The organism is Clostridium chromiireducens, assembly GCF_002029255.1.
GTDB lineage: Bacteria > Bacillota > Clostridia > Clostridiales > Clostridiaceae > Clostridium > Clostridium chromiireducens.
Genome location: NZ_MZGT01000086.1, coordinates 1 through 17,982 on the forward strand (window position 1 = coordinate 1; position 17,982 = coordinate 17,982).

At 30.3% G+C, this 17,982-nt stretch carries 17 protein-coding genes; all 17 read right to left on the minus strand.

Annotated features, from left to right (window positions below; translation table 11 throughout):
* Positions 1–389 precede the first annotated feature (389 nt).
* Positions 390–1,643 carry an HD-GYP domain-containing protein gene (locus tag CLCHR_RS21025; protein WP_079441881.1) on the minus strand — a complete coding sequence of 418 codons (1,254 nt, stop codon included), beginning with the start codon at positions 1,641–1,643 and terminating at the stop codon, positions 390–392.
* Between the two features lie 271 nt (positions 1,644–1,914).
* Complete coding sequence (locus CLCHR_RS21030; RefSeq protein ID WP_079441882.1) at positions 1,915–3,423, minus strand: IMP dehydrogenase; 1,509 nt, start codon at positions 3,421–3,423, stop codon at positions 1,915–1,917.
* Between the two features lie 135 nt (positions 3,424–3,558).
* On the minus strand, positions 3,559–4,173 hold the full coding sequence (locus tag CLCHR_RS21035) for a YdcF family protein (RefSeq protein ID WP_079441883.1): 615 nt from the start codon (positions 4,171–4,173) through the stop codon (positions 3,559–3,561).
* Between the two features lie 55 nt (positions 4,174–4,228).
* Positions 4,229–5,029, minus strand: coding sequence for a histidinol-phosphatase HisJ (gene hisJ, locus CLCHR_RS21040; RefSeq protein WP_079441884.1), 801 nt, complete (start codon positions 5,027–5,029; stop codon positions 4,229–4,231).
* Positions 5,030–5,116: 87 nt separating this feature from the next.
* On the minus strand, positions 5,117–5,497 hold the full coding sequence (locus CLCHR_RS21045) for a VOC family protein (RefSeq protein ID WP_079441885.1): 381 nt from the start codon (positions 5,495–5,497) through the stop codon (positions 5,117–5,119).
* A gap of 122 nt (positions 5,498–5,619) precedes the next feature.
* Positions 5,620–6,102, minus strand: a complete 483-nt coding sequence (locus CLCHR_RS21050; RefSeq protein ID WP_079441886.1) for a GNAT family N-acetyltransferase — start codon at positions 6,100–6,102, stop codon at positions 5,620–5,622.
* 178 nt (positions 6,103–6,280) lie between these two features.
* Entirely contained in the window at positions 6,281–7,084 is an 804-nt protein-coding gene (locus tag CLCHR_RS21055; RefSeq protein WP_079441887.1) for an N-acyl homoserine lactonase family protein, read from the minus strand.
* A 29-nt stretch (positions 7,085–7,113) separates the two neighbouring features.
* Positions 7,114–8,415, minus strand: a complete 1,302-nt coding sequence (locus CLCHR_RS21060) for an acetyl-CoA hydrolase/transferase family protein (protein WP_169896863.1) — start codon at positions 8,413–8,415, stop codon at positions 7,114–7,116.
* A gap of 27 nt (positions 8,416–8,442) precedes the next feature.
* Positions 8,443–8,700 (minus strand): hypothetical protein, encoded by a 258-nt coding sequence (locus tag CLCHR_RS21065; RefSeq protein WP_242966172.1) that lies wholly within the window; start codon positions 8,698–8,700, stop codon positions 8,443–8,445.
* Between the two features lie 18 nt (positions 8,701–8,718).
* Positions 8,719–8,988, minus strand: coding sequence for a NifU family protein (locus CLCHR_RS21070; protein ID WP_079441890.1), 270 nt, complete (start codon positions 8,986–8,988; stop codon positions 8,719–8,721).
* Positions 8,989–9,000: 12 nt separating this feature from the next.
* On the minus strand, positions 9,001–10,455 hold the full coding sequence (locus CLCHR_RS21075; protein WP_079441891.1) for a 4-hydroxyphenylacetate 3-hydroxylase family protein: 1,455 nt from the start codon (positions 10,453–10,455) through the stop codon (positions 9,001–9,003).
* Between the two features lie 857 nt (positions 10,456–11,312).
* A complete protein-coding gene (locus CLCHR_RS21080; RefSeq protein WP_079441892.1) occupies positions 11,313–13,100 on the minus strand; it encodes a sigma 54-interacting transcriptional regulator in 1,788 nt (595 codons plus the stop codon).
* Positions 13,101–13,210: 110 nt separating this feature from the next.
* A complete protein-coding gene (locus CLCHR_RS21085; protein ID WP_079441893.1) occupies positions 13,211–14,506 on the minus strand; it encodes an acyl-CoA reductase in 1,296 nt (431 codons plus the stop codon).
* Positions 14,503–15,600, minus strand: coding sequence for a LuxE/PaaK family acyltransferase (locus tag CLCHR_RS21090; protein WP_079441894.1), 1,098 nt, complete (start codon positions 15,598–15,600; stop codon positions 14,503–14,505). The genes CLCHR_RS21085 and CLCHR_RS21090 overlap by 4 nt, the downstream gene beginning before the upstream one ends.
* The gene (locus CLCHR_RS21095; RefSeq protein WP_079441895.1) at positions 15,597–17,078 is read right to left on the minus strand and encodes an AMP-binding protein; all 1,482 of its coding nucleotides are present in this window, start codon (positions 17,076–17,078) and stop codon (positions 15,597–15,599) included. Before CLCHR_RS21095 ends, CLCHR_RS21090 begins: the two co-directional genes overlap by 4 nt.
* Complete coding sequence (locus CLCHR_RS21100) at positions 17,075–17,317, minus strand: acyl carrier protein (protein WP_079441896.1); 243 nt, start codon at positions 17,315–17,317, stop codon at positions 17,075–17,077. The genes CLCHR_RS21095 and CLCHR_RS21100 overlap by 4 nt, the downstream gene beginning before the upstream one ends.
* A gap of 234 nt (positions 17,318–17,551) precedes the next feature.
* Positions 17,552–17,905, minus strand: a complete 354-nt coding sequence (locus CLCHR_RS21105; protein WP_079441897.1) for a hypothetical protein — start codon at positions 17,903–17,905, stop codon at positions 17,552–17,554.
* Between the last annotated feature and the right edge of the window lie 77 nt (positions 17,906–17,982).

Consider the following 17,982-nt stretch of genomic DNA (forward strand, 5'->3'; position numbering starts at 1 on the left):
ATTATTATGTGAACTATGTTATAAATTCATTAAAATTTGAGTTTTTCCTTTTAAAAGTATTGGTATTTTTAAAATGTAAGATATTGAGTGCATAATAGTACTAATAAGGATTTAATTTTCAAAGCAATATAAATAAAATATTTTAACATCTTATCTCACCCTAATTTTTATTTCGTTTTTTATCTCTTTCATATTTCACCTCAACCTTTCTTAAATTACACCAACTTCTTATAACTACAATTAATAATATATAACTCAAAAATTAAGATAAACTATATTTAAAACGAAAGAATTTCTAAAGAAAATTTTAATAATCTATTAAATCACTTTAATAGATTATTAAAAAAGGCCACATACATATTCTTTTGCGAATATTATGTGACCTTCTTCTAAGAAAAACCCTTTAATAAGTTATTATATTCATCTGTTATATTTAAATATTTAGCCATTAAATCGCTTGACTCTTTTGTTGCTTCTTTAATAATAAAATCGTAATTTTCTATAAATAGGTTTGCGATATTCTTATCAATTTTATTATACTGAGTCATGTTTTTTAAAATTTTTATTACTTTTTCTTTATTAAACTCTTCTTTATAACTTCTAACGCCTAATAAAGCACTTACTATATCTCCAATTGCTACAATTCTCATTTCCGGCGTTATATCACTGTTCTTAAGCCCAAATGGATATCCAGAACCATCAAGTTTTTCATGGTGAAGAGTACCAATATCTCTTATGTCATCTACTTTTAAATCACTTAAAATATTGTATCCAATTATTGCATGACTTTTCATAATTTCGAATTCTTCATCTGTTAACTTTCCTGGCTTCTCTAATATTTCTATTGGTATAGCTATCTTTCCTATATCATGTAGTGCTGCTGCAACCTTTATTTCTTCTAAAGTATCTTCATCTAAACCGTACAATTTTGCTATTTGATAACTTACAGCTTCAACTAATATTGTATGTTTGACAGTTGCCTCGCTTCTGAAATCAATTGAGTATGCCAACATTTTGCTATATGAAATTATTTCTTCTCTTGTAACTGTTTTAGTTCCCCAAAAATCATATAATTCTTCCACATATGATCCATCTATTAACTTATCAATAAGGTTATTCTTCGCATCGGCATCAATTAATAGTTCAATATACTCTATTAAATATTCTTTTTTATTACTCATCATATAATCAATTGTTGAGGCCTTCTTAAACGAATATATTCTATCTATATTATCTGCAAAATTCAATAATAACCCTTCTTCAGATATTATATCTATCTTATTTTCCGTATAATACATAGATGAAAAATGGTGCGTTAATACTACCTTATATAACTTTGAAAGTGGAGAGAAATATTTTATAAATAAAGATCCATAAATTGCATGATCAAATGGAGCTACTGTATCAATTGTCACTAGCTTGTCCCTCTCAGCCACTTTGTAGGCACCAATATCGTGAAAAATAGATATTGCACAAAGTTCAAGGATTTCTTTTTCACTATGACGCCCCTGTGCTCTTAGTAAATTTAACATTATGTATGCAACTCTTTCCCCATGATTTAATAACCTATTATCTACTGAATTAATTGCTCTATGTATAACTTGAATTATTTGCTTTAATGTTACTTCTGATTTTTTCTTCATTTTTCCTCCTGATTGCAAGGAATAAGTTTGATAAAAGTTAAATATATTTTTTATCAGCTAAATTATATAAATACTGTTGAATACCCATAATAATTCCTTTATGTATTAATATTATTATAACACCATTTATCAATACAAAAAAGACATATATCACCATAAACCGCGGAATGTAACATTAACTAGTAATTTTTCCTTATAATATAGAAAGTTATCTTAGAGATAAAAATCTCGTAAGATAACTTTTATTGATTTAATTATTTAACTTATATCTCTATTGTTGAGTATTATAAGTATTATCTTTTAACATAACATCATGAGAACTTCCTTCGACAATACTAGTTGAAGATACTAAAGTCATTTTTGCATTCTTTTGCAATTCAGGGATAGTAAGTGCTCCGCAGTTACACATTGTTGATTTAACTTTATTTAACGATATTGTAACATTATCTTTTAAGCTTCCTGCGTATGGAACATATGAATCAACACCTTCTTCAAAAGATAACTTCTTATCGCCACCAAGGTCATATCTTTGCCAATTTCTTGCCCTATTAGAACCTTCACCCCAATATTCTTTCATATAGCTTCCATTTATATTAACTTTATTAGTTGGACTTTCATCAAATCTAGAAAAATATCTGCCAAGCATTACAAAATCTGCTCCCATTGCCAGAGCTAAAGTAATATGATAATCATGAACTATACCACCATCTGAACATACTGGTATATAAACACCTGTTTTTTCAAAATATTCATCTCTAGCTTTAACTACATCAATTAGTGATGTTGCTTGTCCTCGGCCTATTCCTTTTTGCTCACGAGTTATACAAATAGAGCCTCCACCGATTCCCACTTTAACAAAATCAGCTCCTGCTTCTGCTAAAAATAAGAAACCATCTCTATCAACTACATTTCCAGCACCTACTTTAATATGTTCACCAAAATTTTTATGTATATATTGGATTGTAATCTTTTGCCATTCCGAAAAACCTTCTGATGAATCAATGCATAAAACATCTGCTCCAGCATTTATTAATGCTGGTACTCTCTCAGCATAATCTCTAGTATTAATTCCAGCACCTACTACATATCTTTTTTGAGAGTCAATAAGTTCGCTTGAATTTTCTTTGTTGGCCGAATAATCTTTACGGAATACCATGTATTTTAGCTTTTGATCTCTATCAACTAATGGTAGCATATTTAATTTATTATCCCAAATAATATTATTAGCTTCTTTTAAAGTAATATTAGCATCAGCATATATCAATTCATTAAAAGGTGTCATAAACTCTGATACCTTAGTACTCATATCCATTCTAGTAATTCTATAATCCCTGCTTGTTACGATACCAAGAAGTTTTCCATTAGGTGTCCCATCTTCAGTAACCGCCACTGAAGAGTGACCTGTCTTTTCCTTCAAATCTACTATTTCAGCTAGCGTAGAATCTGGCTTAACATTAGAATCACTAGTAACAAAGCCTGATTTATAATTTTTAACTTTTGCAACCATGGCCGCTTCATTTTCAATCGATTGTGATCCGTAGATAAATGAAACTCCGCCTTCTTTTGCTAAAGCAACTGCCATATTATCGTCTGAGACAGATTGCATAATAGCTGAAACCAATGGAATATTCAGACTTAAAGATGATTCTTCACCTTTCTTAAATTTAACAAGAGGTGTTTTCAAACTTACATTCTGAGGAATGCAGTCTGTTGAAGAATAACCTGGTACTAGTAAATACTCTCCGAAAGTATGGGAAGGTTCATTGAAATAATATGCCATTTTATCTTGCTCCTTTTTACAATTTAGATATTTTATTCTATATAATAATACACTTTCCATGTTATTGTCAACATACTTATTATACTAATGAAAGGTTTATATAACCCTATTATTTAAAGACTTTTATAGAGTAGTTTAACAATTTTCAAGCCATATTGGAATAGCTTTCTTAAGCTGGCCTCCACAACGAGATAATTCTCCCATAACATGTTCAATTCCACTTTCTGTTTTAAACCAGTTATCCTTATTGATATCTTCTATATCAACAGGACATACGATGAATTCTGCTTCAGGATATGCAAAGCTGTAAAACATTAGGCAGCGTTTTGCGTGAAAGGACTTGCAACAAATTATAGCTTTTTTAATCACTAAATTGTGTTTATCAGTAACTTCACGAGATTTAAATGCATTTTCTCTTGTCCAAACCGCATCATCTTCTTTAAGTATTGCAGTTTCATTTACTCCATAGGATATAACAACATCTTTCATAAATTCCCATTCTGTATTATAGTTTCCCCTGTATTTATCTTTTTTAGTCATGGTCCCTGGGAAGTATCCCTTACTCATGCTATGCTTTCCTGAAGGTAGGATATAAGGAGCATATCCATCAAGCCAAATTTTTGCTGCATTTTCTGCTGGCTCTGGCCAGGAGCCACCTGGAACAAAAATAATATCAGCTTTTTCAGGTTTGTCCTCAATGAAAATATACGAAGTTATTTCTTTAATAAATTCCATACCCTTTATTCCCATAATTCTCCCCTTTATTAAGATATAAAAATATTAATGCATTTCAGTTTTGATAAAGTTATTCATTATCAAAATCTCTCCCAATATCACTTGCTGTATGCGAGTCAGATCCATAAACTTGATTAACACCATATTTATTTACTAATTCCTTGAATATTCCGGATACATAGATTTCACCACAATATGGCTTTCTAAGGCCAGCTGTATTAACATCTAGTTCATAGTTTCTATTTTTAATCTCCCTAACTACTTCCTCTAAAAGTTTTGTGTTTTTATACTCAAATGGATATAATTGATTAAAAATTCTAATTAAATTTGGATGTCCAATTCGACGTGGTTTATAGTCTCCTAAATCAGCTTTAATCGCCTTGAGTAATGTTTCATAATACTTATCATAGACACACTCAAGTGTTCCTAGTTTCTCCAAAGCTTCTTCAAATCCTTGTTTCCAGTCAATAGCTATATATTGATCTTCTATCTTTATAAAATGTACTGAAAGCAATCCATCTTCAAGCTTTGGACCATAAATATTTAGGAGTTTCTTTGTTTCTTCTTCATATCCTTCTATGAAATCAACTTCTAATCCTGAATTAATCTTAATTTTATCTTTGTATTTTAATTTTATTTTTTCAACATCTTTAAAGTATTCATCCATAACATCTTTGCTTGGAGCACATTCATCTTGAAATTCTTTATCATCTATAAAATAACACGGAAATGGCATATGTTCAGTAAATGTTATTTCTTCTAAGCCCTCATTAAGTGCTTTTTCAACATACATTTCAAATGTGTCCTTAGTTCCATGAGGACAATATGGAGAATGAATATGTCCATCTCTTACTACTTTTTTGTTTCCCATAATAGTTATTCAAAGAGAGATTGCAATAATACATCCGCTCTTTAAATGTTCACTTCCTTTCTATTTTGGAATTTATAATTAATTTGATTATTTATCTTCACGAAGCATATAATCATTTTTATCTAAATCCTTAAAAGAGAACATTCTACCATAAGGCATAGTCATTAATTCTCCTACTTCTACAGAATTATTTTTCATTTCCGAATAAGCTTTATCTATATCATCTGTACTTAAAATTATAGATGGATGCTCAACATTCATGTTTGGATTTTGAACCTTCATTAAATTCTTATCATATATTATAAAAGTCGTTTGTGAATCCATACTTGGAGCAACTTCAATCCATTTCATATTTGGTCCAATTTGTTGTTCAAATTTAATAACGAACTTTAATTTGTTAACCCAAAATTCTTTTGCTGCTTCTTGATTTTCAACATAGATAGTTATTTTACTTATATTATTTATCATAATTATCCTCCTATCTTTATATAAAATATTTATTTGTTTTAAATTCAAAGTTTTCTTAAAGCATTGAATACTTTCTTATATTATGTAATAGACAATTTACCATTCAATACTATAGTCTTTACTTATTTTTCATACTCATACATATGATAATTACATTCACACATACCTAATGATTTATATGTAGATTTAGCATTTACATTTTCCTTTTCTACATACAACCTTATACCAGCTATATTTTCATCATTATCACAGATATTTTTAATATTATGATATAATTTTTTATATATACCTTTTTTTCTATAATCAGCATCTACATATACGCTTTGCACCCAAAGAAATGTACCATTTCTCCAGTCACTCCATTCATAAGTATACATAATCTGCCCAACTACTTTATTATCTACTTCATATACGTAATACTGTCCCTTTGAAGAATCAGTTAGTATTGATTTGACACCTTTGCTAAGAATTTCTAAATCTAATTCTTTATCTTCGGTTTCTTTGGCTAAATTATAGTTAAATTTTACTACAGTCTCTAAATCTCTTATTTCAGCCTTTCTTATTTTTCCAAACGTTTCATTTTCATAATTTGTTATATTACTCATTTGTTTCCTCCATATATTTATTACCTATATTTTAGCATTTAACTCTTATGTTATACAGTATTTTTATTGATTATATTTAAAATATCATGAGTCTTTGTAGTTTGTACTAGCTATTTTAAAGCAAAAAAGAAGTAGAAATTTTGATATCCTACTTCTCTTAATAGTTACTTACTACTATTTATTCATAACATTCAGGTGCATGTTTTATTGTTTTAAAGAATTCTTCATCATGAGCAAAAAAGACTTTGGCATTATATTTTTTCTCTAAATCTCTTACTTTTTCAATTGATTTAAAGAATGAGAGACTATCATAAAGTAATCCTGATGCTTTAGCTGGTGGCCCATAAATTTCTGAATTATATACACAATCTTGAGGGAAGATTAACGTACCTTCATTTTCTAGATGAACTACGATTCCAAGCAACCCTGGTGTATGACCTGGTAAATTTACTATTTCTATACCTTTTGCAAATTCAAAATCTTCTTCAACTAAATGGTATTGCTTTACTGAAACATCCATGTCTGCTTTGATATATCCTCCATGTGTCAAAGGATTTTCATTTAATCTTACTTGAGTTTGAGCTTGCATAAAATCTGCCTTTGGTACATATACATCTGCATGTTTAAACATATCTAAATTTCCTGCATGATCTAAATGCATATGAGAAATTATTACTTTCTTTATTTCTTCTGGCTTTGTCCCGCATAAAGCCAATTGATTTTCTAATCTCTGTTCTTTTGTTTGATACAATGGATAAACTTCTTGTAGGTTCTTTGGCCAATACCCATTCATAGCCTCTGGGTTGCTTCCCACATCGTATAAAATTTTTCCATCTGGATGATCAATTAAAATAGCCATTACAGGTAGTTTAATCCACTTATTTTGAACATATGGCTGACTATATGTTCCCATAGTAGCTCCGCCTACTACATTATTTTTATCAGTTTCTAAATATCCCGTGTCTAAAACATATACTTTCATAAATTATATCCTCCAATACTTTTATATAATTAAAATTTAACTTTGAATCTCTTTTCCCATTCTTCAATAAGTGTATCTCTAAAATCAGGATGCGCAACATTTATTAATGCCCTAGCTCTTTCTTTTAAAGTCTTGCCTTTTAATTGGGCTATGCCAAATTCAGTTACTATATAATGAATATCATTTCTTGATGTAGTAACAGTTGCACCTTCATCTAAAATTGGAACTATTCTTGAAACTTTTCCTTTACTTGCTGTTGATGGCATTGCAATTATAGATTTACCGCCTTTAGCCATTGCTGCTCCTCTTACAAAGTCAACTTGTCCACCTACACCACTGAACTGCTTAAGTCCTATTGTATCTGCTGCAACCTGTCCCATGAGATCTACTTGGATACATGAATTTATAGAAACCATTTTATAATTTTCTGCTATAACACATGGATTATTTACATAATCAACAGGATACATTTCTACACTAGGATTTCCGTTAACATAATCATAAAGTCTTTTTGTACCCATTAAAAATGTAACTACTGATTTCCCACAATGTAAAGTCTTTGCCTTATTAGTTATAACACCTGCTTCAATTAATTCTACAACTCCATCTGATATCATTTCTGAATGAATTCCAAGATCTTTTTTACCCTTTAAGAATAATAGTACTGCATCAGGAATTGCTCCAATGCCAAGTTGAAGTGTAGAACCATCTTCTATAAGTTTTGCACAATTTTCGCCAATAGCTTTTTCAATTTCTCCTATTTTAGGCGGCATAAGTTCTATAATTTCATTTGAAGTTTCAACTATATAATCAATTTCAGAAACATGAATAAATGAATCTCCTGATGTTCTTGGCATTTTGTCATTTAATTCTGCAATAACAATTTTTGCTAATTCTGCTGCAGGTTTTGTATAATCATTTGAAACTCCAAAACTACAATAACCATGTTCATCAGGAATACTTAATTGAACTAAGGCCACATCTACTGGTAAAGTACCTTCTTTAAACATTTTTGGTACTTCTGAAAAAAAGCATGGTGTAAAATCTGCTCTTCCATCAAGAATAGCCTGCCTTGTTGTTGCACCAGCAAATATAGAATTATGGCGGAAATTAGAAGCCAGTTCAGGTTTACAATATTCACTTTTTCCCATTGATACCATATGAACAATCTCAACATTTTCATAGAAATCTTTGTTTCTAACCATAGCATCTATTATTTCTTTTGGTTCTCCACATGCATGTCCAGTTACTACCCTGTCTCCACTCTTAATTTTTTTTACAGCTTCATCGGCTGTGACTACCTTACTCTTGTATAAATCCTCCCAGCTAATTTTAGACACCTCCTAAAGATAACCTAACTAAAATTCTTTTAGATTACTTAATAATTTTGCATAATCATTAATACTTTTGATAAATATTTTATTATTTGATATATATTTTTCATGACTTACACAGCAATTAAAACATCCACATACTAAAATTAAATAATCATATTCTTTATTTTCCCTTGCAATCTCAAAATTGTGAATGTTATCAAGATTTTTGATTAATTTTGTAACAAAATCTTTCCTGTCATAGCTAGCATTACATCCACCACAGTATCTAATACCTATCACCAAAATTCCACCTGACCTTTATTTTCTAAGTAATTGCCTAGCAAAATCTAGCATTTCGCTGCTAATTGGATCAGCCATTTTTACATCTTTTACTTCTGGTATCTCTTTTAGAACACTTGAAACTAATTCTTCCATTGTGAATCTAGCGGAAGGACAGCCGCTGCAAGCACCTAAAAGTTTTACGTAAACTACGCCGTCATTCACTTTTGCAAGCTCAATATCACCATTATGTTCTGCAAGTATTGGTCTTATTTTAGAATTTATGGCATTATTAATTTCATCCAACATTTGCGGCTCCTATTATTCTTCAATCTTAGCAATTTTCTTAGCTATCTTCTTCTTAGCTGCTAAATTTCCTTGTCTAGCTATCATAATTCTTTGAGCTTGTGGTGAACCAGCCCCATGCATTGACTCTGTTCTGTACCCAACAGCAGCAGTTCCTAAACAAAGATTTTCTATTAATCTTAATATTCGCATTCTATTTTCAGTTGAAACAGAATTAACGCCTCTTAAATACTTCTCTATATATGGACCTACTGTTTCATCCTTAAAATCTGCTTCTGAAGGCATAGTAACCATTATTCCACCTGCAATATCTTCTGCTAATCTGCATATTTCATAAGGAAATCTTGTTACATTTTGTTTACATACATTTGCAAGTAAATTATCAATATAATAATTTCCTGATTCTGTTTTAGTTCCCATTGCTGAACATGCAATGCCGCAAGAGTATAGAGTTTCATTTAAATGAGTCATTTCAATTAATTTATCTTTAACATGTGATGCTTTATGAGCTCCATTATAATCAGCGGCTACTGCAGCGGCACCAATTAGGACATCTCCTACACCAACTTTACATCCACCATAGCTTTGTCTATGATATCCGGCAAATCTTTCAACAATCATTCCAGCGAAATCAGTTTCTCCATTTAAGAATATTCTTTCATTTGGTACAAATACATTATCAAATATTGTTAATGTTTCTTGTCCGCCAAATTCAGCATTTCCAAGATCAATATCAGCGCCTGGTTCTAACTTTCTTGTATCACAAGATTGTCTTCCATATATATGAATTATTCCTTCTGTATCTGTAGGTATTGCAAAAGATATTGCCCACTCCTTGTCCTTTGGAGTTAATGCTATTGTTGGCATTACTACTACTTCATGAGAGTTTAACATTCCAGTTTGGTGACACTTAGCTCCTCTAACAACAACACCATCTGGTCTTCTTTCAACAACCCTTAAGAATAAATCACCGTCAACTTGATTACTTGGTGATAATCCTCTATCTCCTTTAGGATCAGTCATTGCACCATCAACTGTTAAATCATTTTCCTGAACATATAATAAGAACTTTTTAAAGTTTTCATGATAATTAGTTCCACAAGCTTTATCTAATTCAAAAGTTGAACTAAATATAGCATTAAAAGCATCCATACCAACACATCTTTGGAAACAAGATGCAGTTTTTTGGCCAAGTAATCTTTGCATTTTTACTTTCTTAATAAGATCATCTGTGCTTTGATGTAAATGCGCAAACCTATTTACCTTTTCACCTGTTAAGTTTGAAGTAGCAGTCATTAAGTCTTCATATTCTGGCATTTGTGCTAATTCATAAGTCATAGCAACTGAATTTAATGATGGTCTTATAATTGGATGATCAACAACGTTGTCAACTGGTTTTCCAAACATGTACACTTTTAAGTTTAATTTTCTAAGACTTTCAATATATTGTTCCTTTGTTTTTAATGGCATAATATCGCTTCCTTTACTTATTTTTGTTTCTAATAATTATATAAGCAATAAGCGTGCCAAAACAAAATAGTTTGCCTATAAGTTAATACTTCCCATAATAATTTCCAAAACACTCCCGCTTATACTTGTAATTAATTCCATAATATTACTTTCAGTTGCAAAAATGCAACTAATTCTTTCATAAATTTTTGAAGAAACCTCACAAACCGTTTACACAACACCATAGTTGTAAAATATCTTTCATTGTTGCATTTTTGCATCATGTTTTAATTTTGCAACGGGTTCTAATATGTTCTTGTTAATTATATTGGGTTGCGTAGTGAGAATCGAACTTATGTGTATACTCACCGAAATTGAATACATGTTTATTCCATAGGGCTATGAAAATAAGCTGAAAGGTTCTAAATGGCTGGTTGCACCATTTCTGCATGCTCCCAATTTCATTGTGACAAGCAGTAAATGGAATAATCAGCCATTAAGAACCTAACCAGCTTATTTTCAAATACCTATTTCATATTATGACCCTTGTGGTTACAAACATGTATCCAATTTCTGGGTTGATCATACTTTAAGTTCTCGTTGAGGAACCCTATATTTATCTATCTAACTATGAATTTGATTTATGCTTTGAAATACTTTCCATACCAGAAAGAGAAGGTACTCTTTTTCGTAGTGTTGCATCGAGAAAATTGCTGTAGGTATTTCTTCAGCAAAAGTTGTTCCAGTCCTGCTTGTCATTAGCTTGCCTAAGGAACAAGCAGGACTGGTGCAACTTTTACTGATAGAAATCCACAGTTATTTTCTCTAGCAACCGAGAAACAGAGTACCTTCTCTTTCGGTTGGTTATATGCATAACTCTAAGTTTTGTATTGGGCATCTATATTATTTATATATTTTTGCCTCTTCCTTACAAAGGTTGATGGATCTATACCTAATGATTTTGCTGCTGCTCTGACATTTCCGTATTTATCATAAGCTTTCTTTATTAGTTTTCCTTCTATAGAATCTAAAGTTTCTTTTAAGTTTATGCCTTCTTCAAATGTATTTAAAGTTACAACCATGCCATTAGATCCTATTATATTTTTAGGAAGATCTAACCTTTTTATCTTATCATCTTCACTCATTATTACTACTCTCTCAACTATATTTTTAAGCTCCCTAACGTTTCCAGGCCAATTATATTCATACAAACAATTTAAAGCATCTGAAGCAAATACCTTATTAAAATTGTATTTTTTATTAAGTTGAGTAAGAAAAAAATTTATCAATGGAAAGATGTCCTGCTTTCTTTCCCTAAGGGGTGGAATATATAATGGCACTACATTTAACCTATAATATAAATCCTCCCTAAATTGTTTTTTCTTTATCATTTCCTCTAAATCTCTATTAGTTGCAGCTAGAACCCTAACATCAATTTTTATTGACTTTGTTCCACCTATTCGCACTACTTCCATTTCTTGAAGTACTCTTAGAAGCTTAACCTGCATATCCATTGGAAGCTCTCCAACCTCATCTAAGAAAATAGTGCCTCCAGAAGCCAGTTCAAATAAGCCTATTTTACCTTCTTTATTAGCTCCAGTAAATGCCCCTTTTTCATATCCAAAAAATTCCGATTCTATTAAACTTGTAGGTATCGCTCCACAATTGACTTTAATAAATTGCTTTTTGCTTCGTTTGCTCACTTTGTGTATATGTTTTGCAATTTGATCTTTTCCAGCTCCAGTTTCTCCAAGCATAAGAATCGTTGTGTCCACTTTTGCAATTCTATTAGCAAGCTGAATAATTTCAATAGTCCTATGATCCTCAGCTACAATTTCAGAAGTATTTAATAGTTGAGTTCTCATTTCTTCAATCTCAGAAACATACTTACGCGTAATTTCCTTATTTCTTTGAAGCTGTTCTTTTAACTCATACAACTGTGTCACATCTCTTACATTTGTAACCACCATTATTATTTTGCCACTTTTATCAAAAATAGGATTACTGCTTACTAATACCTTTACTCCCGTATTGAATTCCTGTTGAATTGTAGTCGTTTCTCCATTTTTAAGTACCAAAAGAGTAGCAGATTGTGATATAAAACCTTCCAACTCTAACTCTCTCATATTTCGACCTAGAACCGCTTCCTTTTTAAGCCCTGTAATTCTTTCATATGCATTATTTACTTTTATAGTGTTACCTTCTCCATCCGTTATATAAATTCCATCATAAGAGCATTCAATAACAGAATCTAACTCCATTAAACTTAACTTTGTATTTTTCAGATCTCTATATTTTTTTGTGATTTTTTCAACTAAATTGTTAATCAAATCAGTCTGAGTTATAATACCTATAATTTTATTATTTTTATCAATAATCGGAAGACGACTAACTTTATATTTTAATACATCTTCTAAATTCATTTCACCATTTATTGTTGTTACTTTTTTAGGTCCTAACGTCTCAATTCTTTCATTCATTTTCCATTTATTAAGAATAGCCTTCATTAAGTCCGTTTTTGTTATAATGCTAATTAACTTTCCATCTTTATCTACAACGGGTGCTCCATCTATGCCATTTTCAATAAAAAGCTTTGCTGCCTCTTCAAACGTATTATTAGGTTTTAATACCAATACCTTTTTTGTCATCAATTCTTTTACTTTCACATTCTCCACACCCTATATCTTATTTATAAAAATTTATAATCCACCAGTAACATAATACTGGTTATAAAACAAATCTGAAGATTTGTCAGTTACTTAAGTATTTTTCATTTTCAATTTAGATTCAGCACTGTCCATTTAACTATTTGGTTAATAAAAAGCATTCCATCCCAAGGCGAATCATATAGATTCATAAAACCTACTCTAACTAATCTATCGACTCCGTTTAAACTAACTTTGTTTGCAAAATTTATAATTTTATTATTATCTTCAGAAGCTATTCCAATAGTTTGTACCCTTGGAGTTACTAGCTTGCATACTTCGAAGATATCTTCTACCTCTTTTAAAAATATAGTTCTATGCTGAATTGGTTCCTCAAGAGCTATATCTTTATCAATTAGTATTGTATATTGCAGATCTCTACTACATATTATATCCTTTTCTGGAGATAAAAGATATTCTCCTCTTTTGTTTATTATATTAGCAGATGTTCCTTGGTTAATTTCGGTTTCAGGATAACGTTTTAATACTCTTTCTAAAGATTTCGATAGCTTAAGTGCTGCTTCCTTTAAAGTTACATTACTTTTTTCTATAAATAATACTTGAGGTGAAGAGCATGCCTTTTGATCAAAGCTAATTATATCCTTTGCAAAATCATCAAAAGTTTTAGATAGATTAAGACTTTCCATAGCAGATTTTTCAAATACAGCAAAGGAGTATTTAGGTCCAAATATGATATCTTTACAAGTGGTTTTCTTGTGAAGAGTAGATAATGAATTTACAGCTTTTTCACCACCACATATTACTCTTACATCTGCTACCTTTGACATTTCAGTATTTAATTCTATATTATCCCTTGAAAAATTTATTATTGAAATACTTTTTAATAATGTAATACCATTATACTCCATACTATTATAATTTACTTTAATGTCTAATAAGGGTTTTAAAAGTTCTGAAACTATGCGTATACTCTCAAGTGGGACTCTGCATATATTAATATTTTTGCAAAGAAGAGCCTGAATTAGATAATATATTGGAAGAGTAGGCACATTTCCAGCCATGAAATGACAAACAACTCCCATTGGCTGGGCTTTCATAAATTTATTATCTTCAATTTGTATAAAATCATCTAAGTACTCCTGCTTATTTAAATCTAAACATAAAAGCTTTATAATATTGCTTTTTTTAAGCCATAATGCTAAAAAAGGCACACCTTCGTAATTCAAGAACTTTCTATCGCTTGACAATATTTTACTATATTTATTAATTATTTCAACTATGGCCCCTGAAGGATAAGAGTAAATTGCTTCTCTATTTTTATTAAGTTCTTCTATAATTTCATCAAAATTTTGATACTTCTTAGGTTCTGTAAAAAATTTATCTCCTAACATATAACAACTTATCATTTCTTATCCCTCCTTTCTGCAAAGGTGTCTCCACAGCCTCTTGTTTCAGATTTTTCAACTCTATTCTTAAACTTGAAGTATTTACCTTTCCTTCCGCACTTGCAGTCATCTATACCTATAAATTCACCAATATCCTCAGTTAATATGGCTTGACCTGGGTAACTTGAAGTAAGGCCGCTCAAAACTTCTATAAATCCACACTGACCTTTTTCTACTTCTTTAAGAGTTGAAAAATCTCTTATAATAATTTCTCCAAAGTCGGGGACGTGTTTATATCCGCATTCACAGTCAAGAAAAACTACGCCTAACTGTTCAACCATTCCGTAGAAATCAATTATATTTTCAGGTTCAGTGCCATATACTTCTGCCACAGATTTGTTAAATTCTTCCTTTTCAACCTTTTGATCATTAAGTTTTTTCCATCCTCCACTATGAAGTAGTTTTATTTTTCCCATGTTTAACTTTATGCCTTTTTCTTTTAAGACCTTAACAAATCTAGTCCAAATAATATAGGTAAAGCCATATACCAATATATCCGTATCTTTATATTTTTCTTCAAATTCTTTAAGCCTTTCTACATTAAGTACAAGATTCCCATCTACCAAATCCATTACATAAGTTAAACTTTTGCCAAAACTGCTTACTCCTCTTATGGCAGCGCCTCTAGCAGATAGAGTTTCATTTTTTTTATTAACCTCTTTACTATCAATTACTAACATTGGCCTTCTATAAGATCCTAAAAAGCTTGTCAATGTTGATATTAACCCGCTAGATTGCCTTATAGAAGTTTCTTTATCAATATATATCTTGCTTGGATCATTTCCAGTTGTAGAGCTTGAATTTAATATTCTAATCACATTTTCTTCACTGCAAGTTCTAAGGTCAAAATACTTAAACATATTTACAGGAATAAAAGGGATTTCCTCTAGAGAATTTATAGTATTTACATTAACTCCTAGTTTTTTATACATGCTGTTTAAGTTTTCATTTTTTCTATTTTCATCTATCTGTGGCTTTAATATATCTAATAATTTACTTTCTTTATCTTTTTGCAACAATTTAAACTGCTCATTATTTATAATTTTATCTATCATTTCAAATCACCTATCATTACTTTACCAGAAGAATTTTTTGGAAGCGCGTCTAAGAACACCACATGCTTAGGTACTTTATAGGATGGCAGATTAGCTTTGCAATACTCAATTATAAACTTTTCATTAACTTCTAAATCTTTATTATTTAGTACAATAAACGCTTTTATTGCTTCTCCTAATATATCATCAGGTGTTCCAATTACTGCAGCTTCAATAACACTTGGAATCTGAATTATTATGTTTTCTATTTCTTTTGGACTTATTCTATTTCCGCCACTTTTTATGATTTGTTTTTCTCTTGCCACAATATAAATATATCCATCCTTATCCTCTGTAGCCAAATCTCCTGTATATAAATATCCGTTTCTAATAACCTTATCTGTTTCTTCTTTGTCATTGAAGTAACCCTTCATTATATTCCCGCCAGACGCCACTACTTCACCAATATCACCTGCTTTTATCTTATTACCTTCTTTATCTATAACCTTAAGTTCAGTTCCAGGAATCCCCTTACCTATGGACCCCAATTTTTTTTCAAGAATATTAGGTGGAAGATATGAAAGTCTTGCAGTTGCTTCAGTTTGTCCATACATTATAAATATTTCCACACCACTAAGAGTTTGTATAAGTTCTTTAATAAAACTGTCAGGAAGTTTTCCACCTGCTTGTGCTATATATCTTATACTTGGTAAATTTCTATTTTTAATACTCGACTTTCTAAGAAGGATTTGATAATTACTTGGAACTCCGGCAAATCCTGTACACTGATATTTTTCTATATCATCCAAGACTGACTCAGGAAACATAAATTTATTATTTATTACTAAGCTTCCACCAACTCTAAAATGAGTATGGAGTAATGATGTTCCAAAGCAATAATAAAATGGTAGAACTACTTCTATTCTATCTTTACTGCTTAGCTTAAAATATTCTATTATGGAATTTGTATTATAACAAAGATTATAATGAGTAAGCATTACACCTTTTGGTTTTGCAGTAGAACCAGATGTAAATAATATTACGGCTACATGATTTTTTAAGTCACTTTCTATCGCTTCTTCATCAACATTAATATTCTCCTCTATTTCTAGAAAATCATTTAATGATTCTTCAGTAATTATTTTAATATCTTTATTTATAGTTGTACCTAGCTTATCTAAAAAACGCTTTTCTATAAAAATTGCATTAGCATTGCAGCTATTAATAATATATTCAATGTCCTGATTACTTAATGTCGGATTTATGGGTACACAAGTGCACCCACTTTTTATTATTCCAAAATAACTTTCTATGAAGAAAGGCGAATTCTCTGATATTAAGAGAATTTTATCTTCATATCCAGCTTTAGTTCTTTTTATCCCATTAGATATCATTAATATTTTTAAATATATTTCTTTATAGCTAATATTGCCTTTATGGATAATTGCGGTTTTATCAAGCTCTGAGGAAAATTCAAAAATATAATCAGTAAAATTCATATTTCAACTCCATACTTTTCTAGTGTCTTTTTAATATCTCCAATAGTATATAATCTTGAAACATCTTGGACTGCTATTGATATTTCAAACTCTTCCTCAAGGGCTACAATTAATTCAATATGACTAAGTGAATCCCATGCCTCAATTTCATCTGGTCCAAAACTATCTTCAATTTCATCAACATTATTGATGCTCCAAACAGATTTTATTATTTTCTTAAAAGTTTCCAAATTACTCATTTCTAATTCCTCCAATAATTTAAAATATTTAATAATATTAGTAGCAAGAATCATGCCAATATTAATATCTACTTATTTTAAATATTAACGAAATTTCACCTTAAAGATAATATTGAGCTATTTAATGCATAAAGACTAAGATATTTTTTTCAATAAGAAAGCACCCTGAATGTTAGATTCTGCATAACATTCAGGGTGCACTTAAACTAAAGTTATAATAAGACCATTCACAAGTTAATATCCTAATATTAATCTTTGCCTACATTCTGATTTTTGACCAGGAGACATCTTTAATATATTGGCTTCCATCCATCTTCGTTGTGGGTAAGAAAATCTTACCCCAAAGAATAGCATAAATTGATTAATCTGAATTTCATCTGTCTTCCCGTACTTTGATTGGGTAAACTTAATAAATCCCAGTGTTTCTAATAATGCTGTATCATGAAGATAAATAGATTTGTCTTCATCAAACCTTTTTAAATCTAACTCTTTTTCTAATCTAGAGGCTAAAAGATTATGTTTTGATTCTCCACACTCATAAAATTTCCCTTCTCTAGATAGCCATCCACAAATACCTAATTCACTCATTCAATCAATAGGATAGATATCTCTTAATTTCTGTCTGCTAACAAAAATATACCTACCTATTTTCCCCCTTTCGTACA

Coding starts and splice junctions, on each gene's coding strand:
- CLCHR_RS21050 (WP_079441886.1), bottom strand. CDS start 6,102: ATGAGTAATATAACAAATTATGAAAATGAAACGTTTGGAAAAATAAGA.
- CLCHR_RS21035 (WP_079441883.1), bottom strand. CDS start 4,173: ATGGGAATAAAGGGTATGGAATTTATTAAAGAAATAACTTCGTATATT.
- CLCHR_RS21075 (WP_079441891.1), bottom strand. CDS start 10,455: ATGCCATTAAAAACAAAGGAACAATATATTGAAAGTCTTAGAAAATTA.
- CLCHR_RS21100 (WP_079441896.1), bottom strand. CDS start 17,317: ATGAGTAATTTGGAAACTTTTAAGAAAATAATAAAATCTGTTTGGAGC.
- CLCHR_RS21070 (WP_079441890.1), bottom strand. CDS start 8,988: ATGTTGGATGAAATTAATAATGCCATAAATTCTAAAATAAGACCAATA.
- CLCHR_RS21030 (WP_079441882.1), bottom strand. CDS start 3,423: ATGGCATATTATTTCAATGAACCTTCCCATACTTTCGGAGAGTATTTA.
- hisJ (WP_079441884.1), bottom strand. CDS start 5,029: ATGGGAAACAAAAAAGTAGTAAGAGATGGACATATTCATTCTCCATAT.
- CLCHR_RS21105 (WP_079441897.1), bottom strand. CDS start 17,905: ATGAGTGAATTAGGTATTTGTGGATGGCTATCTAGAGAAGGGAAATTT.
- CLCHR_RS21090 (WP_079441894.1), bottom strand. CDS start 15,600: ATGATAGATAAAATTATAAATAATGAGCAGTTTAAATTGTTGCAAAAA.
- CLCHR_RS21095 (WP_079441895.1), bottom strand. CDS start 17,078: ATGAATTTTACTGATTATATTTTTGAATTTTCCTCAGAGCTTGATAAA.
- CLCHR_RS21025 (WP_079441881.1), bottom strand. CDS start 1,643: ATGAAGAAAAAATCAGAAGTAACATTAAAGCAAATAATTCAAGTTATA.
- CLCHR_RS21055 (WP_079441887.1), bottom strand. CDS start 7,084: ATGAAAGTATATGTTTTAGACACGGGATATTTAGAAACTGATAAAAAT.
- CLCHR_RS21085 (WP_079441893.1), bottom strand. CDS start 14,506: ATGATAAGTTGTTATATGTTAGGAGATAAATTTTTTACAGAACCTAAG.
- CLCHR_RS21045 (WP_079441885.1), bottom strand. CDS start 5,497: ATGATAAATAATATAAGTAAAATAACTATCTATGTTGAAAATCAAGAA.